Source organism: Gordonia sp. HS-NH1 (assembly GCF_001418765.1).
Lineage (GTDB): Bacteria > Actinomycetota > Actinomycetes > Mycobacteriales > Mycobacteriaceae > Gordonia.
On record NZ_LIYC01000028.1, the window covers coordinates 15,945 to 39,273 of the forward strand.

General features: G+C 68.5%; 22 protein-coding genes and 1 pseudogene. 12 read left to right on the top strand and 11 right to left on the bottom strand.

The window, feature by feature from the left end; translation table 11 throughout:
• Positions 1 to 29 precede the first annotated feature (29 nt).
• Positions 30 to 1,289 carry a serine--tRNA ligase gene (gene serS / locus AMD30_RS17300; RefSeq protein WP_010844420.1) on the top strand — a complete coding sequence of 420 codons (1,260 nt, stop codon included), beginning with the start codon at positions 30 to 32 and terminating at the stop codon, positions 1,287 to 1,289.
• Between the two features lie 14 nt (positions 1,290 to 1,303).
• Complete coding sequence (locus AMD30_RS17305) at positions 1,304 to 2,239, top strand: hypothetical protein (protein WP_010844421.1); 936 nt, start codon at positions 1,304 to 1,306, stop codon at positions 2,237 to 2,239.
• 82 nt (positions 2,240 to 2,321) lie between these two features.
• Here AMD30_RS17305 and AMD30_RS17310 read toward each other — a convergent pair whose 3' ends face one another.
• On the bottom strand, positions 2,322 to 2,897 hold the full coding sequence (locus AMD30_RS17310; protein ID WP_055476472.1) for a TetR/AcrR family transcriptional regulator: 576 nt from the start codon (positions 2,895 to 2,897) through the stop codon (positions 2,322 to 2,324).
• A gap of 73 nt (positions 2,898 to 2,970) precedes the next feature.
• Between AMD30_RS17310 and AMD30_RS17315 the strand changes: the two genes are divergently transcribed.
• The 4 genes from AMD30_RS17315 to AMD30_RS17330 all read left to right on the top strand — a co-directional run bounded on the left by AMD30_RS17315 (position 2,971) and on the right by AMD30_RS17330 (position 6,249).
• Entirely contained in the window at positions 2,971 to 3,387 is a 417-nt protein-coding gene (locus AMD30_RS17315; RefSeq protein ID WP_055476473.1) for a VOC family protein, read from the top strand.
• Between the two features lie 97 nt (positions 3,388 to 3,484).
• Positions 3,485 to 4,372, top strand: a complete 888-nt coding sequence (locus AMD30_RS17320; RefSeq protein ID WP_010844424.1) for a hypothetical protein — start codon at positions 3,485 to 3,487, stop codon at positions 4,370 to 4,372.
• 76 nt (positions 4,373 to 4,448) lie between these two features.
• Positions 4,449 to 5,702 (top strand): lipase family protein, encoded by a 1,254-nt coding sequence (locus AMD30_RS17325; protein WP_055476474.1) that lies wholly within the window; start codon positions 4,449 to 4,451, stop codon positions 5,700 to 5,702.
• 40 nt (positions 5,703 to 5,742) lie between these two features.
• On the top strand, positions 5,743 to 6,249 hold the full coding sequence (locus AMD30_RS17330) for a GNAT family N-acetyltransferase (RefSeq protein WP_055476475.1): 507 nt from the start codon (positions 5,743 to 5,745) through the stop codon (positions 6,247 to 6,249).
• A gap of 77 nt (positions 6,250 to 6,326) precedes the next feature.
• Here the strand turns inward: AMD30_RS17330 and AMD30_RS17335 are convergent, their stop codons facing one another.
• The 4 genes and pseudogenes from AMD30_RS17335 to AMD30_RS17350 form a co-directional block, all read right to left on the bottom strand.
• Positions 6,327 to 6,539: a hypothetical protein gene (locus AMD30_RS17335; protein ID WP_014924945.1), complete on the bottom strand. Its 213-nt coding sequence runs from the start codon at positions 6,537 to 6,539 to the stop codon at positions 6,327 to 6,329.
• Positions 6,540 to 6,782: 243 nt separating this feature from the next.
• Positions 6,783 to 8,209 (bottom strand): annotated as a pseudogene (locus AMD30_RS17340) (lipase family protein).
• A 92-nt stretch (positions 8,210 to 8,301) separates the two neighbouring features.
• Positions 8,302 to 8,916 (bottom strand): TetR/AcrR family transcriptional regulator, encoded by a 615-nt coding sequence (locus AMD30_RS17345; protein WP_010844433.1) that lies wholly within the window; start codon positions 8,914 to 8,916, stop codon positions 8,302 to 8,304.
• Positions 8,917 to 8,939: 23 nt separating this feature from the next.
• Positions 8,940 to 10,544: a Rieske 2Fe-2S domain-containing protein gene (locus tag AMD30_RS17350; RefSeq protein WP_055476495.1), complete on the bottom strand. Its 1,605-nt coding sequence runs from the start codon at positions 10,542 to 10,544 to the stop codon at positions 8,940 to 8,942.
• A 254-nt stretch (positions 10,545 to 10,798) separates the two neighbouring features.
• Here AMD30_RS17350 and AMD30_RS17355 point away from each other — a divergent pair, with 254 nt between their 5' ends.
• From AMD30_RS17355 to AMD30_RS17375, 5 genes are all read left to right on the top strand, one after another.
• Entirely contained in the window at positions 10,799 to 11,770 is a 972-nt protein-coding gene (locus tag AMD30_RS17355; protein WP_055476476.1) for an alpha/beta hydrolase, read from the top strand.
• 64 nt (positions 11,771 to 11,834) lie between these two features.
• Positions 11,835 to 12,863: a helix-turn-helix domain-containing protein gene (locus AMD30_RS17360; protein WP_231632765.1), complete on the top strand. Its 1,029-nt coding sequence runs from the start codon at positions 11,835 to 11,837 to the stop codon at positions 12,861 to 12,863.
• Positions 12,864 to 12,873: 10 nt separating this feature from the next.
• Positions 12,874 to 13,644: a lysophospholipid acyltransferase family protein gene (locus tag AMD30_RS17365; protein ID WP_055476478.1), complete on the top strand. Its 771-nt coding sequence runs from the start codon at positions 12,874 to 12,876 to the stop codon at positions 13,642 to 13,644.
• A 90-nt stretch (positions 13,645 to 13,734) separates the two neighbouring features.
• Complete coding sequence (locus tag AMD30_RS17370) at positions 13,735 to 14,547, top strand: lysophospholipid acyltransferase family protein (RefSeq protein WP_055476479.1); 813 nt, start codon at positions 13,735 to 13,737, stop codon at positions 14,545 to 14,547.
• Positions 14,547 to 15,386 carry a Cof-type HAD-IIB family hydrolase gene (locus AMD30_RS17375; RefSeq protein WP_055476480.1) on the top strand — a complete coding sequence of 280 codons (840 nt, stop codon included), beginning with the start codon at positions 14,547 to 14,549 and terminating at the stop codon, positions 15,384 to 15,386. Before AMD30_RS17370 ends, AMD30_RS17375 begins: the two co-directional genes overlap by 1 nt.
• Before the next feature lie 7 nt (positions 15,387 to 15,393).
• Here AMD30_RS17375 and AMD30_RS17380 read toward each other — a convergent pair whose 3' ends face one another.
• Positions 15,394 to 17,121 (bottom strand): peptidoglycan recognition protein family protein, encoded by a 1,728-nt coding sequence (locus AMD30_RS17380; RefSeq protein WP_055476481.1) that lies wholly within the window; start codon positions 17,119 to 17,121, stop codon positions 15,394 to 15,396.
• A gap of 497 nt (positions 17,122 to 17,618) precedes the next feature.
• Between AMD30_RS17380 and AMD30_RS17385 the strand changes: the two genes are divergently transcribed.
• On the top strand, positions 17,619 to 19,202 hold the full coding sequence (locus AMD30_RS17385; protein ID WP_231632766.1) for a SpoIID/LytB domain-containing protein: 1,584 nt from the start codon (positions 17,619 to 17,621) through the stop codon (positions 19,200 to 19,202).
• A 30-nt stretch (positions 19,203 to 19,232) separates the two neighbouring features.
• Here the strand turns inward: AMD30_RS17385 and AMD30_RS17390 are convergent, their stop codons facing one another.
• From AMD30_RS17390 to AMD30_RS17410, 5 genes are all read right to left on the bottom strand, one after another.
• Positions 19,233 to 19,916, bottom strand: a complete 684-nt coding sequence (locus AMD30_RS17390) for a GAF and ANTAR domain-containing protein (RefSeq protein ID WP_055476483.1) — start codon at positions 19,914 to 19,916, stop codon at positions 19,233 to 19,235.
• Positions 19,917 to 20,025: 109 nt separating this feature from the next.
• Positions 20,026 to 20,661 (bottom strand): class I SAM-dependent DNA methyltransferase, encoded by a 636-nt coding sequence (locus AMD30_RS17395; protein ID WP_055476484.1) that lies wholly within the window; start codon positions 20,659 to 20,661, stop codon positions 20,026 to 20,028.
• A gap of 81 nt (positions 20,662 to 20,742) precedes the next feature.
• A complete protein-coding gene (locus tag AMD30_RS17400; RefSeq protein ID WP_055476485.1) occupies positions 20,743 to 21,525 on the bottom strand; it encodes a PIG-L family deacetylase in 783 nt (260 codons plus the stop codon).
• On the bottom strand, positions 21,522 to 22,472 hold the full coding sequence (locus AMD30_RS17405) for an acyl-CoA dehydrogenase family protein (RefSeq protein ID WP_055476486.1): 951 nt from the start codon (positions 22,470 to 22,472) through the stop codon (positions 21,522 to 21,524). Before AMD30_RS17405 ends, AMD30_RS17400 begins: the two co-directional genes overlap by 4 nt.
• The gene (locus AMD30_RS17410; protein WP_055476487.1) at positions 22,469 to 23,251 is read right to left on the bottom strand and encodes a glycosyltransferase; all 783 of its coding nucleotides are present in this window, start codon (positions 23,249 to 23,251) and stop codon (positions 22,469 to 22,471) included. The genes AMD30_RS17405 and AMD30_RS17410 overlap by 4 nt, the downstream gene beginning before the upstream one ends.
• Between the last annotated feature and the right edge of the window lie 78 nt (positions 23,252 to 23,329).

A 23,329-nucleotide genomic window follows, 5' to 3' on the forward strand; every position in this document is an offset into this window, starting at 1 on the left:
CACCGCGCTCTCAAGTAGGGTTTGAAGTCGTGATCGACCTGAAGACTGTTCGCGACAACCCCGACCTCGTCCGCACCTCACAGCGCTCCCGCGGTGAGGACCCGGGCCTGGTGGACGCGCTGCTCGCCGCCGATGCGGAGCGGCGGGCGGCCATCGTCGAAGCGGATGCGTTGCGGTCCGAACAGAAATCCCTCGGCAAGCAGGTCGGCAAGGCGCAGGGCGAGGAGAAGCAGGCGCTGCTCGCCAAGGGCAAGGAACTCGCCGAGCAGGTCAAAGCGGCGGTGTCGCGCCAGTCCGAGGCCGATGCGGCGGCGACGAAGGCCCACCGGGCGATCTCCAACATCGTCGCCGAGGGCGCACCGGCGGGCGGCGAGGACGACTATGTGGTCCTCGAGCACGTCGGCGAGCCGCGCGACATCGAGAACCCGAAGGATCACCTCGAGATCGGGGAGTCGCTCGGACTCCTCGACATGGAGCGCGGTGCCAAGGTGTCGGGGTCGCGGTTCTACTTCCTCACCGGCCAGGGGGCGCACCTGCAGCTCGCGCTGCTGAACATGGCCGCGCAGAAGGCCACCGCGAACGGGTTCACCCTGATGATCCCGCCGGTGCTGGTCCGGCCGGAGGTCATGGAGGGGACGGGGTTCCTCGGCGCTCACGCCGACGAGGTCTACCACCTGGACAAGGACGACGACCTCTACCTGGTGGGTACGTCGGAGGTGCCGCTCGCGGGGTATCACATGGACGAGATCCTCGACCTGTCCGACGGTCCGAAGCGCTACGCCGGATGGTCCACCTGCTTCCGCCGGGAGGCGGGCAGCTACGGCAAGGACACCCGCGGCATCATCCGGGTCCACCAGTTCGACAAGGTCGAGGGCTTCGTCTACTGCCGGCCCGAGGACGCCGCGGCCGAGCACCAGCGTCTGCTGGGCTGGGAGAAGGACATGCTCGCCGCCATCGACGTGCCCTATCGGGTGATCGACGTCGCCGGCGGTGACCTCGGCTCGTCGGCCTCGCGGAAGTACGACTGCGAGGCCTGGATTCCGACGCAGGGCACCTATCGCGAGCTGACCTCGACGTCGAACTGCACGACGTTCCAGGCGCGACGCCTCTCCATCCGCTACCGCGACGAGAACGGCAAACCGCAGACCGCCGCCACACTCAACGGCACGTTGGCGACGACCCGCTGGCTGGTCGCCATCCTCGAGAACCACCAGCAGCCCGACGGTTCGGTCCGGCTTCCCGCCGAACTCGCGAAGTTCGTCGGTACCGACGTGCTCGCACCGCGCTGAGCTGAGCTCGTGTCGTGACCGCCGGCATCGTCATCGCGGTGATCGGCTCGCTGGCGTTCGCCGCCGCAGCCGTTCTGCAGGCGCTGGGCGCCGAGCAGGTCGCGCAGCGGGCGGCGATCCGTGAGGAGCGCCGGCGATCCGCGGCCGCGCATCCGTCGTTGCGCTCGACGGCGGCCACGATGCTCACGGTGCCGTTCCTGATCGGATTCGTCTTCGACATCATCGGTTTCGTCGCGACGATCGCCTCGGCGCGGCTGATCCCGTTGTTCCTGTCGCAGACGATCATCTCGGCCAGGCTCCTGGCCACCGCGCTGCTCGCGATGGTGTTCCTCAAAGTCGGACTGACGCTGCGGGATTGGATCTCCGGGTCGGTGATCGTGGTGTCGCTGGTGCTGCTCGCGGTCTCGGCGGGTCGCGAAGGTGTGGAGCACACCGCGTGGATGCACTGGGCGGTGCTCGTCGCCGGGCCGGCACTGATCGCGTTGGGCGTGATCATGATGCGCCGGCTGCGCACGCACATCGCGGCGGTGACCGGTCTCATCGCCGGGGCCGTCTTCGGCGTGATGGCGGTCGCTTCGCGCATCCTCGACGGACTCGACCCACTCGATCTGTCGGTGCTGTTCACCGATCCCGCGCTGTATGCCCTGCTGCTCAGCGGAATCGGCGGCTTCTACCTGTTCACGGTGGCGCTGCAGACCGGTTCGGTCAACGCGGCGGCCGCTGCACTCGTCGTCGGTCAGACGGTCCTGCCCGGCGCGGTGGGCATCGCGTTCCTCGGCGACGTCACCCGTGCCGGATGGGGTCCGGTCGCGATCGTGGCATTCGTCGCAGCCGTTCTCGGCGGGGTGGTCCTGGCGTCGTCGGGTGCGGTCACCGCGGTCGAGACCGCCGATGCCGCGAATGCGCCCGGCGGATACGGACATCCGCCTCGCGAGCTCGATCATCGATGAGGGGCCGACAGGGTCCGCGGGATCCGGTTGCGTCATGTCCCGGATCCCGGGACAGATCGCAACGTGATCTCCGGCCCGCGCGTCACATGACGGCGCCGAGAATCCGATCCAACGCGCGATGCGTGCGGTCGCGGGCGGTGTCGTCGTCGGGGTGCCGGGCCAGCCAGAGTGCGGCCTCGTTCATCGCGCCCGACAACAGCATCGTGAGGACGTCGATCAACTCGTCGTCGACTCCGATGGCGCCGAGCGCTTCACGTAGATGGGCTGCCGAGCCGGCCTCGTCGAGTCGGCGCCACTCCTCCCAACCGACGACGGCCGGGCCGTCGATCAGCAGGATTCGCACGGCGGTCCCGCTGGTGATGGCATCGACGAAGGCGTGCGAGCCGGCGCTCAGCTGGTGAGCCGGGTCGGGGCCGGCGGCTTCGGCCGCCGCGACAACGGCGTCGGCGACCTGTTGGTGGCAGGCCGCCGCCACCGCCGCGAACAGCGCTGCCTTGTTGCGGAAGTGGTGATAGACCGCGCCGCGGGTGACGCCCGCGGCCTCGGCGACGTCGTCGAGGGACACGTCGGCGAATCCACGCTCGGCGAACTGGTCGGTGGCGGCGGCGAGGACGGTGCGGGCCGTCTCGGCTGCTGCCTCGGCAGAGGCTCTCGGCACGAAGCATTCCTTTACGTACGTAGCGTATGTATAGTCGTCTATACATACTCATCGTACGTAAAGGGGATCCATCATGACCGTCACCAGCGTGTACCCGGTCCTCATGTCCGCGGACGTAGGGTCGGCGTCGGCCTTCTACCAGCAGGTTCTCGGCTTCGACGTCACTTTCTCGGCCGACTGGTACGTCAGCATGCGCACCGGCGTGTTCGAGTTGGCGCTCGTGGACGCGAACCATCCGACGATCCCCGACGGCTATCGCCGGCCCGCTGCCGGACTGCTGGTCAACATCGAGGTCGACGATGTCGACGGTCTGTACCGACGGTTGACGGACGAACACGGGTTGCGCCCGGTGCTCGATCTGCGCGACGAGGACTTCGGTCAGCGGCACTTCATCGTCGAAGGTCCCGACGGGGTGCTCCTCGACTGCATCCAGCCGATTCCCGCGGTTGGCGAGTTAGCCGATGCATACGTCACCGTGGCGTCGGACTGACCTCACCCCGCTCGCCGCATCCGGCTGCCCCGACGCGCGCACGCGGCGACATCGGCATCGGCCCGCATGACCGCCCGGTGGTGGCTACTGTTCGACCATGCTGATCGGGATCCTCGCGGCGGTGTTCGCGGCGCTGGCGTACGGCACCGCTTCGGTGTTGCAGGCGCGCGGCGCGCAGAGTGTCGAGGACGCCGGCGGGCCGGGCGAGGCGCCGTCGCTGCGGTCGACGATCACCGCGATGCTGACGGTGTCGTTCCTCGCGGGGATGGCGCTCGACGGGATCGGATTCCTGGGCAACATGGTCGCCGCCCGCATGATCCCGCTGTTCCTGGCGCAACCGATCGTCAGCGCGAACCTCGTGGTGACCGTCGTGCTCGCCACCCTGTTCCTGAACGCGCGGTTGTCGGTTCGCGACTGGACGGCGATCGCGGTCGTGGTGGTCTCGCTGGTCCTGCTCGGCTTTTCGGCCGGCGACGAGGGGCACGAGCACGAGTGGTGGCTGCACTGGGCGGTACTCGTCGTGGGAGCGGCGATCCTGGGTCTCGGCGCCGCGATCCTGCCGCGGATGCACCGTCGTGTGGCGGTACTCGCGGGCCTCTCCGGCGGCGTGCTGTTCGGTATCCTCGCCGTCGCCGTGCGCATCCTCGACGGCCTCGATCCCTTCGATCTCGGCGAATTGCTCACCGATCCGGCGCTGTACGCGATCGTCCTGTGTGGACCGGGTGGCTTCTACATGTTCACCGTCGCGCTGCAGAAGGGGGCGGTCAGCGCGGCGTCGGCCGCCCTGGTCGTCGGCGAGACGGTCGTGCCCGGTGTCATCGGCATCGTGGTGCTCGGTGACACCACGCGCGCCGGCTGGGGCGTCGTCGCGGTGATCGCCTTCGTCGCCGCGGTGGTCGGTGCGGTGGTGGTCGCGATGTCGCCGGTGGTCGAGGCGGTCGAGCGAGCCGGAGAGAGTCCGGTGCCGGACGCCACCACCGGGTGACGCGGCGAGCCCGGCCTGCCGCGGAGTCGGAACGAAAGGCGTTGTAGACGGCGCATATCGGGCATGATTACCACCCATGCGGCTTCTCTCCCGCAGCCTCGGAGCGCTGACCGCGATCCTCGGGCTGACGACGACCCTGTCCGTCCTCGCACCCACGGTGTCGGCCGCGCCCGTCCCCGCACCTGTGGGAGCGCCGGCGCAGTTGCCGTCCCAGGACCCGTTCTACGACCCGCCTGAGGGCTACGAATCGCGTTCACCGGGTGCTGCCCTGCGCACGCGTCAGGTTGAATTGGGTTGGCGCGGAACCAGTGTCCCGATCACGGCGACCCAGATCCTGTACCGGACGACGAGCCAGTTCGGCCGACCGACGGCGACGGTCACCACGGTCATCTCGCCCCCGGGCGCCGGTGCGGGAACCCCGCGGCGCGTCGTCTCCTACCACTCGTTCTACGACGCACTCGGCTCGCAGTGCGACCCGTCCTACACGCTGCGTGGTGGGAACGCGAAGCAGGCACCGATCGACATCACCCTCATCTCCGGACTGCTCGCCGCCGGTTACACCGTCGCCGCTCCCGACTACGAGGGCCGCGGGCTGCGCTGGACGATGGCGCGTGAGTCGGGGTACGCGGCACTGGATGGCGTCCGCACTGCGCTGGCCCACCTGCGTGCACGGGCCCGGACACCCGTCGGACTGTTCGGCTACTCCGGCGGTTCGGTCCCCACCGGCTTCGGCGCGGAGCTGGCTCCGCGGTACGCGCCGGACCTGAACATCGTCGGCGCCGCGGCGGGTGGCGTGGTGGTGAACCCGGCCAACAACCTGGGGTATGACAACGGCAGCGAGGACTGGGCCGGGGTGATCCCGGCACTGATGGCGGTGTACGGCGAGACGTACGGCATCGACCTGCAGCCCTACCTGTCCCCGAAAGGCAAGCGGGTACTCGGACAGGTGGCGGGGGAGTGCATCGAGGCATTCGCCGACAAGTACCCGGGTCTGACCGATCATCAGCTCCTCGTACCGACGGTCGGCGGCCTGCTGGACGTTCCCGGTGTGCGACAGGCCGTCGCGCAGAACGTGATGGGCACGCTCGGCACCCCGCGCAGTCCGATGATGCTCGGGGTCGGCAATGTCGACGGCACCGGCGACGGTGTGATGATCGCTGCCGACGTCGCCCGGCTCGCCGGCACGTTCTGCAGCCGAGGGGTGCCGACGACGTTCACCGAGTACCGCGGATCGAATCACACCCGCGCCTTCATCCCGTGGAGCGCCGAAGCGCTCGGTTTCCTCGACCGTCGATTCTCCGGCCAGCCTGCCGGCGGGTGCGGCCGGTGACGGCATCTCTCGCGGACCTGCGCCGGAGTCGGGCCACGCGGTGAGCCGGTGGACGACCCGCGCCGAGCGCGCCGGGGACGCCGACGCGATCCGGGAAGTGGTGATCGCGGCCTTCCCGACCGCTGACGAGGCGCGGATCGTCGACGAGTTGCGCGCCGACCCGGACGCCTGGATCGAGGGTCTGTCGATCGTCGCGACCGACGCCGTGGACGTCGTCGTCGGGCATTCACTGTTCTCCAGGTGCCACATCGACGGCGCGCCCGCACTCACGCTCGGACCGTGTTCGGTCCTGCCGTCGCGGCAGCGGACCGGGGCGGGGTCGGCCACCATCGTCGCCGGTCTCGCCACCGCCCGCGACCTCGGCGAGCACCTGGTCCTGGTCCTCGGTCATGCCGGGTACTACCCGCGATTCGGCTTCGTTCCCGCCTCGCGCTTCGGGATTCGTGCCCCGTTCGACGTCCCGGACGAGGCGATGATGGCACTGCCGATCGACGACGGCCCCGTCCCGCGCGGGACCATCGCCTATCCGGCGGCGTTCAGGGTCTGAAGACGCATCGCGCGCCCCAGGGAACGATCCCTGGGGCGCGAAACCGATGTCGACGGAACCCCCGCCGAAGGGGCGGTTCAGTCCGCGTCGGCCGACGGACTGGCGTTGGTGCCGCCGTCGGACACCTCGAAGTTCTTCCACTCACCGGCATCGTGTACCTGCATGACGGTGCCCAGGCTGTCGTCCGGGGCGGCGACGGTCTTGAACCAGTCGTAGGCGCTGGTGGCGTCGTCGAACTCTTTCTCCTCGACGACGTTCTCGCTGGCGTCCACTACGCGGTATTGGGCCATGATGTTCTCCTCACGGTCGAAGTTCGACGTCCGGACCTAACGTCCTCGCGGGCCGAAAGCCCTGACGCCATCGTATGAATCGACTTGCCTCCGTCGTCTCGATGCGCGTTCGTCGACGTCGGATCGTGTCTGCATGCAACGGGTCGGTAACGATCGACTCGGCGGCTCTCTGCCGTGCTGGAGGTCTACCCACATCCGTGGTCGGCAAACACGCCGCCCACTCTGTGTCCGGCCGGGGGAGGGTCACGGCACCCGCGGCGGATTGCCCAACTGCTGGTTGATCGCCAGGGCGAGGCTGTTGCCCACGAGGTTGACGAACGCGCGCCAGGTGGCCGGGTCGAGAGCCATCGATCCCTGACGCTTGTGGTGCAGCCGCTCTGCGCCGGCTTGCCGTCGAGACGGTCCCGTAGCCAGACGATGGCGGGGGCGAAACCCTCGACGGCGAGCGTGATGTGCTCGCTGAAATGGTCGCGCACATACCGCACACTCGCGCCATCGCCACAGTAGGTGCGGACCAGCTCGTTGACCGGCCCCACGGGGGCGATCCAATCGGGGTTCGACTGATAGATGAACATCGGGAAGTCGGGCGTCGTTTCTCCCATTCTGAGCTTTCCCAGCACCTTTCGCGGAACCGGATGATCGAGTGGATCGCCGGGCAGGTTCACCAGGCCCTTGATGTTCACGAAGGGTGCAAGCGCCGCCTGGTAGGTGAGGCACAGCGGGTTCTTGCTCGCCAGCAACGCTGTGCCCAGCGGGTTCATGTGGCGTCGGAGAAAGCGTTCCAGCTCCGGATACTCACGGCTGACCCCGATGATCCCGGCCATGATCAGCCCGGACGCCGCGTTTCTGTCGGCGAGGTCGACCAGCGCGCGGATGTCCGCGGGCACACCGCCTTCGGCGGCTCCCACGATCGGCAGCTCTGGGGCGTATGCCTCATGCAGCTCGGCCGCCCAGCCCGTGGCGATCGCCCCGCCCGAGTAACCCATCAGACCCACACGCAGGTCGTTCTTGAGTCCCAGCGGGGCGAAGTCCCGCGCGCCCCGGATGCCGTCGAGGGTGATGCGACCCGCGAGAGGCCCTGCCGCGAAAGCGGATTCGGGACCCTGGTGATCGGGGATGACGACCGACCAGCCGGCACCGACCAGCGAGGTGATCTGCAGGACCTCGTAGCTCGAGTCCACCGACCCGGTGAGCTGGCCCGGGATCGACCCCTGCTGGAGTGCGTAGGAAGGCGCGCAGTACATCGCGGTGGAGTCCTCCGCGGACTGCCAGGACACGAGTTTCGATGGTCCGGGTTTGGCCGGTCCCTTGGGTTTGAGCAGCGTTGCCACGGCCGGAATCGGCTCACCTCGCGTGTTCGTCGAACGGTACGAGATCTGCCAGGCGTCGACGTTGACCGGGATCACCGACAGGGCCGCCACATGCACTCGACGCGCCGCGATGAGCTCACCGGGCTTCTTGGCCGCGACCACCGACCGGTCGGGTAGGTAGAAGGCCTTGTCGAACTCCGGAATCGCGGGCGGAACCGGGAACGGCAGCGGCGGGGCGACCGGTACGGCACTCGCGGCGCCGGCGCTGATCGTGCCCCCCACCACCGCGACGGCCGTGATCGCGACCGTCATCATCGCGATCAGCAGTCGCGCGAGCCCGCGCTGTAACCATCCCCGCATGGATTCCTCCTCAATAAGTGAGACGACCGTGTCTCACACTGCGGCAGAACATACACCCGATGTGTCGCAGAACACAATGGACGACCCGGGTGTCAGAGACGCGCGAAGGCGAGCAGGATGTCGGCCAGCACGGTGACGATGTCATCGAGGGCGGCGGGATCTGCGGTCTCGCTCCACCGGTGGACGAGTCCGGTCAGTGCGCCGACGAAGGCGATGGCCAGATGGCGCTGTCTCTCGGTTGCCGGACGGCCGGCGAAATCGGCCATGGCGGCGACGAAGAAGTCCGCCCACTCCTCGCGGCCGTCGAGGCGGTGCTGCTCGACGCGTGAGCTCACCCCGACGATCTGCACAAACGAGACCGCCGCGCGCCGGGGATCGGTGCCCACCGATTCCATGTAGGCGCGCATCGCCGCGGTGCTCAGGTCTCGGAGGTCGCGAGAAGCGCACGCGGCCAGTGCTTCTGCCACTGCGACGCGCGCGGCGCCCTGAACGGTGTCGTACAGGGCGACCAGCAGTTCCTCGCGGTCGGTGAATTCCGCATAGAACTGCCGGCGGGACAGTCCCGCCACCCGGCAGATCGATGTGACCGACGATTTCGCATAACCGGTGTCGGTGAATTCGACCAGCGCGGCATCGAGGAAGCGCTGCCGGCGTTCGGCGGCGCGGTCGCTCACCGCGCGGCCGCCGTACGTGCGCTCGGATGTCATCTCTGGTCGTGATCCGCCCGCGACTAGGAGTCGAGCCTGGAGGCGCGGAGGTCGTGGCCCTTCGACGTCAGGCAGCGTCCCGTGGGCAGATCCCACTGCCATCCGTGCAGATTGCAGGTCAGCTTCTCGCCTTCGATGACCCCGAACTTGCCGAGGTCGGCCTTGAGGTGCGGGCACCGCCGCTGGATCTCCCAGCCGTCCTTGGTGATCGACGCCGAGTCGTCGTGAGCCTCGGCGAACCAGCCGTCGGCATAGGCGATCCGCTCATCGGTCAGGCATTTGAAGAACGTGTAGAGGAACTCGTTGTAGCCACCGATCCGCCAGGTGGTGAACCGGGTCGACAGGAAGATGGTGTTGACCCAGTCGGGTTCGTTGTCGCGCAGGACGGTCCGCACGAGCTCGGTGGCGATCCGGAATCCGTAGCGGTACTTGCCCTCTCCCTCTTTGGGCTCGCGCACGATGCGGTTGGGGAAGTCGAGGACGACGGTCTCGGTGGCCTCGTTGGCCGCGCCACCGCCCGGCGTCATCACCAGTCCGACCGGGTATCCGATGCCGTCGCAGATCAGATCAGACTGCGCCATGATCGGCTCGAACAATTCGCGGAGCGCGCCGATCAGCGGCTCGCCGTCGGCCGGCGCCCACGTGGCCTTGTCCGCGGCGATGACCGGAGCGAACTTCTCCTTCATCCGCTCGAGGTAGGCGCGCTTGTTCACGCCGAAGACGTCGGCGGGAGCGTATGGATGCGTGACCTCGTTCAGCACCGGACCCGAGAACTCGGCGACCGAACCGGACACCATCATCAGGCCGCGGTGCTTCTCGCCGTCGTCGGTTCCGTGGATGCGCATCTGCTCCAGGAACGTCTCCTGGTCGGGGAAGATCGAGGTGACGTCCGCGGTCTCACCCGACCCGAAGTCGTTGAGGTAGAAGAGGTCCTCGTCGAGGAACATGGGCGGTCCGGCCGACGGGACCACCCAGGTCGCCCCGACCTGTTCGATGTACGAACGCGCGCGGTCCATTCCGCGCTGGCGTTTCTGTGAGGCGAAGTTGGCCTTGGACTTCCGCGGGATGTCGTAGACCATCGGGTACCAGATCGCGCCCGAGTACTGCAGCAGATGGACGTCGACGGGCCCGAACGCCTCGCCGACGACGTCGAGGTCGATCGGTCGTGCGTCGTTCATGTTGAAGCACACCGTCTCACCGTCGGAGACGATGAGCCCGCTGTCGCCGATCGGGCCGTCGGCGGGCGCGCGCAGCGCGATGATCATGACGTCGAGCGAACCCTTGTCGTTCGTGACCGTGGTCTTGACCGAGTCGGTGGTCTCGACGAACTTGGTGAACCCGAGCTTCTCCAGTTCGCGGCGCAGATCCGGCACCGGGTAGTCGGGCAGCAGAACCGTGGCGTCCTTGTTGACGTTCTCCCGCAGGTTGCGCTCGTCGAAGTGATCCCGGTGCAGATGCGAGACGTACAGGTAGTCGCAGTCGCCGAGGGTCTTCCAGTCGAGTTCGGAGTTGTCCGGGAAGGGCACCCAGGAGGCGAAGTACGTCGGGTTGACCCAGGGGTCGCAGAGGATCGATCCGGCGGTGGTCTGGATGTGGAAACCGGCATGACCGATGCTGGTGATCTGCACGAAGGGGCCTTTCATGGTGTGCGCGGGGCTGCGCGGCAGGGCACTACAAACGTCCAGGATATCGAGCCGTGCCGGGCGGGTGCGTGGGCCATGAGTCCTCACGGTGGCAGGGAGGGAACGCGTGCGGCGGCGGCAGGCCGCCGTCCTCTGCAGGGTGTGACGTCGCATCCCGTCCGACGGGCGTCGGAATCGTGTTCTGCAACTCCCTACGGGTGGCTGGTGACGCAGTACACACCACGAAGCATGCTGAGTGAATGACGACGTTCCCTCAGCTCGACCCCGAACTTGCCCCCGCACTCACCGTGCTTCCGAACATCGACTTCGCCGACGTGGAGTCCGCTCGCCGGACATTCGACACCCTCATCGAGTCTCAACTGGCGGACTTGTCCTTGGACGGAGTCCGTGTGCGCGAGTTGTCCGCGCCCGGTCTCGGAGGGGATCCCGACGTCGGTATCCGGTTCTTCACCCCGGAGAGTCCCAGGGGTCCACTTCCGGTTCTGCTGTGGATCCACGGCGGTGGCTTCGCCATCGGAACGGCGGCGAGCACTGACCCCTTCTGCGTACAGGTCGTGCGCGAACTCGGATTCGCCGTCGCCAGTGTCGAGTACCGGCTGGCTCCGGAGACGCCGTTCCCAGGCCCGTTGAACGACTGCTATTCGGCCCTGACCTACGTCCACGCCCACGCGACGGATCTGGGTGTCGACACCTCCCGCATCGCGGTCGGTGGACAGAGCGCAGGCGGTGGACTTGCCGCCGGAACCGTTCTACGCGCCCGAGACGAGGGCGTGATACCTGTCGCGTTCCAGCTTCTCGAGATCCCTGAGTTGGACGATCGGCTGACCAGCGTGTCGATGACCGACTTCGTGGACACCCCGCTGTGGCATCGGCCGAATGCGATTCTGTCGTGGAAGTTCTACCTCGGCGAGTCCTACACCGGACCGGAGGATCCGGATGTGTCGATCTACGCCGCGCCGGCTCGCGCAACAGACCTCTCCGGCCTTCCGCCCACCTATCTCTGCACGATGGAATTGGATCCCCTGCGCGACGAGGGAATCGAGTATGCCCTGAACCTGCTTCGCGCAGGTGTCAGCGTGGAACTGCACTCGTTCCCCGGCACCTTCCACGGTTCCGGTCTGGTGGCGGCCGCCGAGGTCAGTAAGCGGGCGACAGCGGAGGCGTTCGGCGCCCTGCGTAGGGGCTTGCGCGCGCCGTCACCTGCCTCCTAGCGTTGTCGGATGCAGGGACTGATGTACCGCCGAACTCGATGCGGATTCGGCGGGTCTGGTACGGGTGATCGACTACTTCGACGCGCTCGTCAGACACGGTGCGGATACGACGTCGATGTTGCAGGCGAGCGCTGCGCTGGCCAACTGCATTGTCGGCATCGAGATCTCCAGCGGGCCGAACAGTTTCGATGCGCGTCGATGCGATCCTCAGGGGCGGTGGTCTCCGCCGAGCGAGAGTGTGCCCAGTTCGTCGAAAGAAGTCGTGATCGACGACGTGACGGTCGGCTCCGTCTGGATTGAGCGGCCAGGGCCGGCGCTGCCGCTCGACGACATGCTCGTGGACCGGATGGCTCTCACGGCCGCGGTCATCCTTCAGCATCGCCGCGTGCTCACCGATGAGGAGCACACCCTCGATCTCCTGTTCCCGTCAGACGAGTTGGCCGTGCTGACCGCATGCGCTGCTCTGAAAGTCGCGCCGTCGACTCCGGTGCGGGTGGTCGCCTACACAGGAGGCGGCGGCGCGCGTCTGCCGGTGTCCGGTGACCTGTCGCCCGGTCGCTCGACGGAGGTCGAGGCGGACGGTGATCGCCTCAGGCTCGTTCCGGCGTCCTTCGTACCCCCGGCCGAATTCGTCGACACGGTACTTTCCCGATCGGTGAAGGTGGGTATCTCACTGGCAGCCGAGGCCGCGGATGCTCACCTGGTCGTCGGCACAGCGCGGTTTGCCCGCGGTCACGCTTACGGACCCCAGCCGCTGGGCAGCGCGGACGACCTCGGTGCGCTCAACCTGTTGGCACCGGAGAACCACCTGCCGCACAGGCTCATTCCCGACATAGTGCGTGCGAATGAGCTCCGCGACTCACCACAGGGGGTGGAGTTGCTCTCGACTCTGCGGCTCTATCTCCGCGCATCGACTCTGCGAGCGGCAGCGCAGCAGATGCACCTGCACCACAGCACGGTCGCCTACCGGCTGGCCAAGTTGTCGGATCACGTGGGTTTCACCGTGGACGCGCTCGAGAACAGAGCACGTGCGACCGCGATGGTGATGATCGCCGGCGGCGACGTCGGCGAGGGTTCCGGGGCGAGTGGCTAAGCTCTCTCGCATGGAACCCGTCTACGACTCCGTGATCACCGCCGCCCGGCTGCTGTGGCTGGCCGAGGGTCTGAAGTTCACGGTGTCGGGTGTCGAGCACGTGCCGGCCGAGGGCCCCGGCGTCGTCGCCATCAATCACACCGGCTACCTCGACTTCACCTATGCCGGTATCCCGGCCTTCCTGCAGGGGCGCCGCAAGGTCCGCTTCATGGCGAAGAAGGAGGTCTTCGACAACAAGATCTCCGGTCCGATCATGCGTTCGCTCAAGCACATTCCCGTCGATCGCGCCCAGGGGGCGGACAGCTATCGCAATGCGGTGGACTACCTCAGGCGCGGCGAACTCGTCGGGGTCTACCCCGAGGCGACGATCAGTCGGAGCTTCGAGCTGAAGGCCTTCAAGTCGGGCGCCGCTCGGATGGCCCTCGAATCCGGCGCGCCGATCGTCCCCACCGTCATCTGGGGTGCCCAGCGCGTCTGGACCAAGGGCCATCCCAAGCAACTGGGTCGAACCGGGTACAAGATCGCGATTGGTGTTTGCGAGCCCCTCGAGGCCACGGGCAGCGCCGACGCCCTCACCGCCGAGCTACACAAGGTGATGAGCGCAAAACTCCTGGAACTCCAGGACGCCTACGGCGAGCACCCGAAGGGCGAGTTCTGGGTTCCCGCCCGGCTCGGCGGTTCCGCGCCGACGCTCGAGGAAGCCAACCGCATGGATGCCCAGGAGCAGGCCGAACGCGCCGCCAAGCGCGAGCCGCGAAAAGACGATCCCGGAGTGGTCTGACCGGCCGTCTGGCCGTCTGGCCGTCGACCGGCGGGGGTGCCGGTGTCCGTCGTCGCCGGGGGTGTCGCGGCGCCCCGTTAACCTGGACGCATGAGCGCAGGGACGCACGGACACCGCGAGCCGGTGTATCGCACCCTGGAACTCATCGCCAACGGACTCGTCCGGGCGCAGGACCTCGACCTGCACTTCGCCGGCATCGAGAACATCCCTGACTCGGGCGGCGCCGTCCTGTGTGTCAACCACACCGGTTACGTCGACTTCCTCCCGCTCGCGCTCGGCGTCCAGCGCGCCGGCCGCCGCACCCGCTTCATGATCAAGTCCGAGGTGATGGACATCGGGATCATGCGGTTCCTGGTCAACCACACCAGGACCGTCCCCGTCGACAGGTCGCGCGGCGCCGAGGCCTATCGCGCCGCGCTCGGTCGCCTGCGGGACGGCTACATCGTCGCCGTCTACCCGGAAGCGACGATCAGCCGCAGCTTCGAGCTCAAGGAGTTCAAGAGCGGGGCCGTCCGGATGGCCACCGAGGCCGGCGTCCCGATCATCCCGGCGATCGTGTGGGGCGCCCATCGCCAGTGGACCAAGGGGGGAGTGCGGAACATCGGGCGCAGCCGTCTCCCGGTACACGTTCGGTACGGCCTGCCGTTCACCCCACGACTCGACGAGACACCGGAGCGTGAGACGCTGAGGCTCCGCGAAACCATGATCTCGATGCTCCACGAGGTCCAGGACTCCTACGGACCGCATCCACGGGGTGAGTTCTGGGTCCCGTCGCGACTGGGCGGTTCGGCACCGACACCCCAGGAGGCCGCCGTGATCGAAGCCGACGAGGCGCTGCGCAAAGCCGAGGCGCGGGCGAAACGAGCCGCCGAGAGAGCTCGGTCGAGAGGAAGCAGACGCTGATGACATTCGGTCCACCCACACTCATCGCCAGCGACGTGGACGGAACCCTCATCGACGACGAGAACCGGGTCTCCCCGCGCACGGTGTCCGTGCTGGCGGCCGCCCGCGCCGCCGGAGTGGAGTTCGTGCTGGCCACCGGACGGCCCCCGCGGTGGATCGCCGAGATCACCGATCAGTTCGCCGGCACCGAGGCATTCGTCCGGTACGCGGTGTGCGCCAACGGCGCCATCATCTACGACGCCGAGAACGACCGTGTGCTGTGGTCGGCCAACCTCGAACCCGACGCGCTCGTCAAGCTCGGAGAGATTGCCTACCAACAGATCCCGGGATGCGGGATCGCGGCAGAGCGGGCGGGCCGGTCCGCGCACGACGCGGCGACCGCGCCGTTCGTGGCCAGTTCGGGTTACGAACACGCCTGGCTCAACCCCGACCACGTCGAGGTCGGTGACGACGAGGTGTTCGGTGATCCGGCGGTGAAACTCCTTGTCCGCAAACCGGATATGGCCTCTGATGAGATGGCCCGTCGTCTGCGGCCCGTGGTCGGCGACCTCGCCCAGGTCACGTTCTCCACCGACAACGGACTCATCGAACTGTCGGTGCCGGGAACCCACAAGGCATCGGGGCTCGCGCGCCTCGCCGACCTCACCGGACTGCCGGTCGACGCCGTGATCGCGTTCGGCGACATGCCCAACGACGCCGAGATGCTCACCTGGGCAGGGCACGGCGTCGCGATGGGCCACGGCCACCCGGCAGCGCTCGATGCCGCCGACGAGGTCACCGTCGGCAACAACGACGACGGCGTCGCCAAGGTGCTCGAGCGCTGGTTCGCCGAGCGCTGAACCCGGCTCAGGCCGCCGGCGGTACCGGCGCGGGCGCACCCGGATCAGCCGGCGGCGCGGGCGCACCGGGTTCGCCGGGCGGGGGCGCAGGGGCGGCGGGATCCGCGGGCGGCGCCGGTTCCGGTGCCGGTGCGGCACCCCCGGCGAGCGCCCGGATCGCGGTCAGTGCGGCGTAGCCGTGCACGCCCGGGCAGCTTGTGCTGTTGTAGTCCCGGTGCCCGGAGATCACGGGCAGGTTCGACTGCGTCCCCGCCGCGAACTTGGTGCCGGAGAAGCCTTCTGAGGTCAAGGTCGCCGTACCGGCGGGATTGAGGCTGGCCTTGCCGAGGCGCCAGCGCAGGAACTTGCCGGTCGCCGACACCATCGCCGCGGTCGGCGGCACCTCTTCGAGGTTGCCGATCATCGACACCCCGACGGTCTCCTTGTTGAATCCGCCGGTGTGGGTGCCCTCGACGTTGCGGTCGAGCCCGCCGAACGCGCCCTCGAAGATCTGGCCGTACTTGTCGATGAGCACGTTGTAGCCGATGTCGCACCAGTTCAGGCTGCGTGCGTGGTAGGCGTAGATGCCCCGAACGATCTCGGCGGACTGTTGCGGGGTGTAGTCATTGCTGCCGGCCGTGTGGTGCACGATCGCGCCGCGCATCTGCGGCGAGTACACCGGCTGTGAACAGCGGATGGACTCGTCGGCGCCCCAGGCCTGGCGGGCCACGACCTGCGGTCCGCCGGTCAGTGGTGTCAGCAGCGACGAGCCCAGGCCCAGCAGGCTCTCCGGGCTGATGAGCGTCGCCTTCAGCGTGTTCAGGGCGGTCGTGGCCAGCTTCGTCACCACCGTGCTCGCGGTGCCGACGGCCAGCTGGGCGAGATCGCCGCCCTGGGTCTCGGCGGCCGGGATCGCGAGTCCGTCTTTGCTCGCGGCCACCTGGACCTCACGCGCGTCGCCGACCCAGACCGGCTCGGTACCGACCGGATTCTTCGCGCTGGGCGCCTGTCCGCGCGAGATCTGTTCCAGGACGGTCCACGGTCCCCACTTGCCGTCGGGGTTCTTGGCTCGCAGTTTCAGATCGACGTCGACCGGGCGGTCCCAGGTGAAAGCCACCATCTTGATCGGCGAGTCGCGCACGATGTGCGTCACCGCCGCCCCGACCTCGCGCCCGTCGGCCATCGTGGGTGTCGCCGGCGTCGTACTCGCCGAGGGCGAACCGGGTCGGTTGCCGGGCGTCCGCTCACCGCGCGGAACCGGGGCCGTCGGGTCGTCGGGGGCCTCCCGCGTCGTCGACGGTGCCCGACGCTCGCCGGTGGGCGCATCGGTGGTGGGGGTTGCCGAGGATTCGGGCGTCTCCGACGAGGATGTCTCCGGCACCGACGATTCCGACGTTGATGATTCCGGCGTCGACGACTCCGGCGACGCGGACGGATCGGCACTCGTCGACGCCCCTCCTGCGCCCGGGACGAGCCCCTTCGGCAACGGGACGGTCAGATCCGGCAGCGGGAACGCGTCCGGATCGATCGGCGGCAGTTCGACACCCGCCGCGGCGAGTCCGGATGTCGCGACGTCGACGATGGCGGCAGGCAGTTCCCGCAGCGGGACCTGCTCGATCTCGGTGTTGGAGACCGTCTGCTTGTTGTCCACGAGCCGGGGCTCGGACTCGCTCGCGATAACCACGAACGGAGTCGCGACGACCGCGGCGGCGATCGCGGCGAGCGCGATCGAGGGTTTCGGTCTGGGGTAACGCACTCAGGTCTCCTCGCAGGTTGGTCGGACCGCGGCACGCCCGTGGTCTGGGTGTGTGGTCGGGTCCGGTCAGCCGTCGACATCAGCGCAGCCGAAGTCGCCGAAGCGTCATCGACTGTGCTCGGTACGGCGGTCATCGTCGCTGTCGGCCACCGATCGCGACGGCGACACACGCCGCGACCCGGTAACTCGTGATGCTCTTGTTATCTGTGTGACAGAAGTGATCAATGTGTCGACGCGCGTTCACCCGTATGGCATCGAGCCCGGAATCCGAGCACAACGACATACGAATCCGAGCCGCCTCTCCGGTCCCGGCCGGAGGTCCCTGCCAGAGGTCACGGCGGACCGGACAACTCGTGATCCGGTTGTGATCCCCTCGGGTTGGTGATCCGCATCTTCGTTCACTAGGGTCACTTAAGTCCCAATCGTCACATCAGTCACAGACGTTACGGGGGTCGCGACGTTGCGGCGCCCGCGGCTGGTGTCGTCGCGACCGAAGGATGTGTTCAGCAGTGACCAAAGCCCGACCTACACGGCTTCTGCCGAGATGGACGGCGAGCGGTGCGCGGCCCGGACGGGCCCGTAACCGAGCGTTGACCTGGGCCGCGGCGGGGCTGGCGCCCGCACTGCTCGCCGGTGGCCTCGCTGTCGGGAGTTCATCGGAATCGGCCGATCAGGTCGAGCTTTCGGTCGGGTCGACGGTGACGCTGATCGGGCACGGTCATGGCCACGGCCGCGGAATGGGGCAATGGGGAGCGTACGGCTACGCCCGTAAGGGCTGGACCGCACAGCAGATCCTGCGCCACTACTACGGTGGCACCACCGCGGGGAAGGTGGACAGGCCCGAGATCCTGGTGGCCCTCACGGGTCAGGGCTCGGTGAATGTGCACGCGGACGCCGGCATGCGAGTCGGTGGTCAGACGGTGGCTCCCGGGCAGGCGGTCAGCCTGTCCGGGGGCACGGCCACCATCCTCAGCGGATGCGGCGGTGGACCGGTGCGGTCGGTACCGGCCACATTCGTCGAACCTCTCAGCATGGCCCCCAACCGGCCCGCCGGTGAGTTCCTCAAGTTCTGCGGATCAAACAAGGCCTATCGCGGGGCCATGGGTCTCGAAGGTGGGCGCGTGGTCAACCGCATCCACGTCGACGACTACGTCAAGGGCGTCATCCCACGCGAGAGCCTGCCCGCATGGGGCGACTCCGGTGGCGCGGCGGCGCTGCAGGCGCAAGCCGTGGCCGCCCGTACCTACGCGCTCGCGGCGATCGCGGGCGGCAAGAAGATCGACGACACCCAGAATTCGCAGGTCTACGGCGGCGTCGCGGGCGAGGATCGGCGGACCAACGCGGCCGCCGACGCCACCGCGGGCCAGATCCTGTTGCAGAACGGGCAGCCGGCCTTCACCGAGTTCTCCGCGTCGACCGGCGGATACACCGCGGGTGGCCGTTTCCCGGCGGTCGTCGACGAGGGGGACACGGTGTCGCCCAACCACAATTGGACCGCCACCGTCAGTGCGGGCAGCATCGGATCGGCCTTCGGTGTCGGTGCCCTGCGGAGCTTCGAGGTCATCGAGGCCAACGGTCTGGGCGCCGAGCACGGTCGTGCGATCAAGGTGCGCGCGGTCGGTTCCGGCGGAACCGCCGAGGTGAGCGGTGAGGAAGCGCGTACCAAGCTGCAGCTGAAGTCGTCGTGGTTCGCCGTACAGGGTCAGCCCGCACCGCCCCGGATCGTCAAACCGCCCACCGGTCCGGCGTCGCCCGGTGGCGGTGGTATCGACTTCGGCAGCCTCAATCAGCTCGCCGAGCAGTTCCTGCCCGGCTCGTCGAAGTTCCTCGACATGGCGACATCGGCGATGAACGGACGTTTCGCGGACCTCGGCGGGATCACCGGACCGCTGGGTCAGGCGCTGGGCGTGCCAACCCTGACGCCGGACGCCGCGGGCGTCACCCAGCTCTTCGAGAAGGGGATGATGTTCTTCACCCCGGCCACCGGACCGCGGGTACTCGTCGGCAAGGGGCTCGAGCGCTACCAGGATCGCGGTGGCATCCCCGCGCTGGGCTTCCCGAAGCGCGACGCGTTTCGCTGATCGGGGCACCTCGGGGAGCCCTGCTTCACCTCAGCTCTCCGGTCCGGCCTCCACGATCTGGACGGCGACGTCGACGAGCTTGGTGTTGGTGTCCTGGGAGAGCCGTGCGAGCAGCGCGAACGCCTCGTTCGCGTCGAGCCGGTACCGTTCCATGATCATGCCCTTGGCCTGACCGATGATGTCTCGTGAGCTCAGGGCTGTCCTGAGCTGCTCCTTCTCCTGCACCGCCCCCAACGCCGTCGCGGCGTGGGCCGCGAACAGCTCACCCAGCTGCAGCGATTCCATGGTGAACGCGTTCGCGACGGTGCTGTGCAGGTTCAGGGCGCCCGAGTTGTCACCGTCTATGTACAGATAGAAACAGGCCATCGACCGGATACCGAGTTCGGCTGCGGCCGAGGCGAAGGCGGGCCATCTCGGCTCGGTGCGCATGTCGTGGATGCAGACGGTGAGGACGCCGACCGCCGCGCGCAGACACGGTCCTTCGCCGAGCTCACGCTGCAGCCTGTCCGCCTCGCCACCGAGATCACCCACCATGACCGGTGTCTCGACCTTGTCCTCGGAGACCAGGGTCACGGTTGCATACTCTGCTCCGGGGATCGCGTCGACCGCGAACTTGGTCATGGAACGCAACGCCGCCTCGGTGTCGTCGCTCTCTTTGCGCATCTCACCGGCGATGCGCGTCATCTGCGCGCCGAAGTCCGCCAACTCAGTCACCCTGCCTCCTCTGAGACATCATCCGCGCGCCTCAGCTGGGGCCGACAGCTAAGCGCGGCTTCGAACACACCCGATGTCGAAAAAACCATTATGCCGTACCCCGCGCGGGTCAGACGCCGACTATCCCTTCTCGTTGCGCAACTGAAGCGCCAGGTGACGGAGTCATCACACAAAGCCGGAAGTCCGCGTCCTCGTACTCCGCCGACGTGGTCAACGACGACCTCCGCAGCGCGTCGTGGACCTCGTCCCCGGTCCGCGGATATTCCTCGACCGGCCACCGCCAATGGACGGCCAGAACTTCGCCGGTCGGTGTCAGCGCGTCGGGGAGACGTGCGATGAGGTCGTCGAGGTCCGTGTCGTCGAGGTAATAGAGGACTTCGCTGAGGACGATCAGGTCGAAACGGCCGGGCGGCCAATCGGAGACGATGTCGCCGACGCGCACCTCGACCGAGGCGTGACCGTCGAGCCGGCGACGGGCGAGTTCCACCGCGCGCGGGCTGACGTCGGTGCACAGCAGACGGTCGGCGCGCCTGGCCAACTCGGCGCTCAGCACACCGATCGAACAACCGGGCTCGAACACCGTCCCGTATCGGGGGGAACTCAGCGCCGCGAGGGTCAGGGCGTACTTGCGCTGCTCGTACCACCGCGACGAGAAGCCCCACGGATCATCGCTGTCCTGATACATCTCGTGGAAATAGCTGTCGGGCAATCCGTTTCGGTCGCCCTCGGTGATGTCGTCGGTCATGCCCTCGCCGTCCTGTTTCTCGCCCGTTCTGTTTTCGCCCGGTCGCGCTGCCGGGCCCGCGCCTGTTCGGCGATGTCCCGGTCACCCGAAGACGAACTCCCGGTCGCGGAGCAGCCGGTCCAGGATGTGCGGTCCGAGTACGGCGGCGTCCTCGGGCGCCGGTGACAGCGGATGGATCTGGGTCTCGAAGGCCTGCACGGCCGCGCGTTTGGCGGCCGCGACGTCGTCGTCGAGGACAAGGGTCCGCATCTGCTCCCACGGGATCTCCGGGTCGTCGGGTTTCGCCCAGTGCCACATCCAGATCGGGTACATCCAGACCGGGACACCGAGCCGAGCGCCGACGCGTCGGACGCATCGCCCGACGGCCTCGTGGTCGGGATGACCGTCGTGCGCCCACACCGACAGCAGTGCTGCCGGGATGTCGGGAGTCTCCGTGAGCGTCGCGTCGACGATCGACTCGATCTCGTCCTCACGACTCACGAGGGTGCCGTCGCCGAGCCCGCACCATCGCGTCGGACCGAGTCCCAGGATCGCGGTCGCGGCGTCCACCTCGGCGTGACGACGTACTGCCAGCTCGGCGGGGGACAGGGTGGGCGAACCCGGGTGCGACGCAGAGCCGTCGGAGAGACAGACCGCGACGACCTCGACACCCCGCCGGTGGGCGGACGCCATCACGCCGCCGACGCCGAGGATCTCGTCGTCGGGGTGGGCCGCCAGGACGACGAGCCGACGGACGTCCGGCTCGAAGTCGGGCCACGGTCCACGGGCGGCGAACCACTCCTGCCACTCCGATTCCGGGGTGCCGTCCGCCGACGTCGGGGTGGATCCGAAGCGTCGGGTCGACATGGGATCGTCGGTCGTCACGACGGCTCCGGTCCCGGACCGGGGATGCGTCCCCCGGTCAGTCCGCCGAGTACCGCGAGGTCACGGTCCGCGTGGGACTGCCTGATGTAGACGACGAGATCGGCGACCGCCTGCGCGTGGTCGGGGTCGGCGGCGAGCGGGCCGGGGCCCAGCGCGCGACCCACCCGGTCGATCACCGCGGTCGCGATCTGTTCGACGGACCAGCGCACGGCGAAGGCGAGTCGCTTCGACGGCCCGGTCGGGTCGGCGTCGATCTCGCGAGCCGCGGTCTGGAGATGCGCCCACCCGGATGCGAGAAGGGCGTCGACGGCGCCGACGTGCATGCGGAGCAGTGGGTCGTCGGTGCGGGAACCGGCGCGGTAGAGCGGTGCCGCGACCTTGCGGGCCCCGCCGAACCAGCATGCGGCGACCCCGATCCCGCCGTGCCAGAATCCGGGCCGGTCGAGATAGTCGCCGGGTTCGCCGATGGCGTCGGCGGGCACTGCGTCGAAGGTCACGGTCCCGGTGTCGGTGTCGCGCATACCCGTGTTGGCCCACCCCGAGCTGTCCGCGGACACCCCCGGGCGGCCGAGGTCGACGGCGAACAGCCGATTGCCGGCCTCGGTGTGTGCGGTGACCAGCGCGTGGGTGCACGAGGTGGCTCCGGAGCACCACTCCTTGACCCCGCTCAGTTCCCAGCCCTGTGCGCCGGGCCGGGCGTCGACGCGGGTGCCGCGCGGCTCGGCGGCCCACACACCCCAGAACTCTCCCGGAGCGGTTCCACCGCCGCAGATCTCCGCGAGGATGGCGTCGGCGTCGGCGTGCGCCTCCAGGAGCCGGCCCGTGCTGATGTCGTCGGAGCAGGCACGGACCAGGGTGGCGAACCGGTCGAGGGTGCGTCCCTCACCGGGGCGGGGGAGCGCGACGGACGGATCGCCGAGGAGTGCCCGTGCCCGTGCGGGCGTCACCCGGCCACCTCGTCGGCCTGGTCCCCGGCGAGGTGCCGCAGGTAGCCGGCGAATCCGTGGCGTGCCCGACCGTCGCACCGCGTCGACGTGCGGACCGGGGCGTCAGCACCCCGTTCGATGACCGCCCCCGCGGCGTGCAACCGGTCGACGAGATCGACGTCCTCGTCGGCGTCGAGCGCCGAGAACCCGCCGACTTCGTCGTACACCGAGGCCCGGACGCCGAGATTGGCGCCGTGGACGTGGCCGTGTCCGCGATTGGCGTCGTACTCCCGCAGGTACCTCGCGCCGGTTCCCGCCGGCCACCCGTCGAAACCGTCGGGGACCACGGTGCCCACATATGCGTCCGCACCGGCATCCGCGGCGGCGAGGTGTTCGACGAGCCAATCACGTGGCACCGTCGAATCGGCATCGGTGGTGGCGAACCAGGTGGTGTGCGACCGGGTCGCCGGGGAGTCCGCCGCCGCGAAGCCGGCTCGACGAGCCGCCCCGACACTCCGCACGTCGACGATGACGATCGACACACCTGCCGTGAGCAGCGTCGCGGAGTCGTCGTCGCAGGCGTCGAGCACCACGACCACCTCCACCGGGATCTCCACCGCCGTCGCCGCGGCCTCGAGAGCGTCGAGGCACGCGGGAAGACGTTCGGCCTCGTTGTGGACGGGCACCACGACGACGATGCGCTCGACCGCGTGCGGAGGGGCGTCGGTCTGTTCCCCGGGGGGCCGCGAGAGGGCGGCGGGCGCCCCGTCGTCGGGCGGTCGAACGAACAGCGGCGTCACTCAAACCCCGAACTACTCACAGGAGAAGGTACGGCCCGGGGGCTACAGGCCGATGATCGAAACATTACCCGGCTTCCG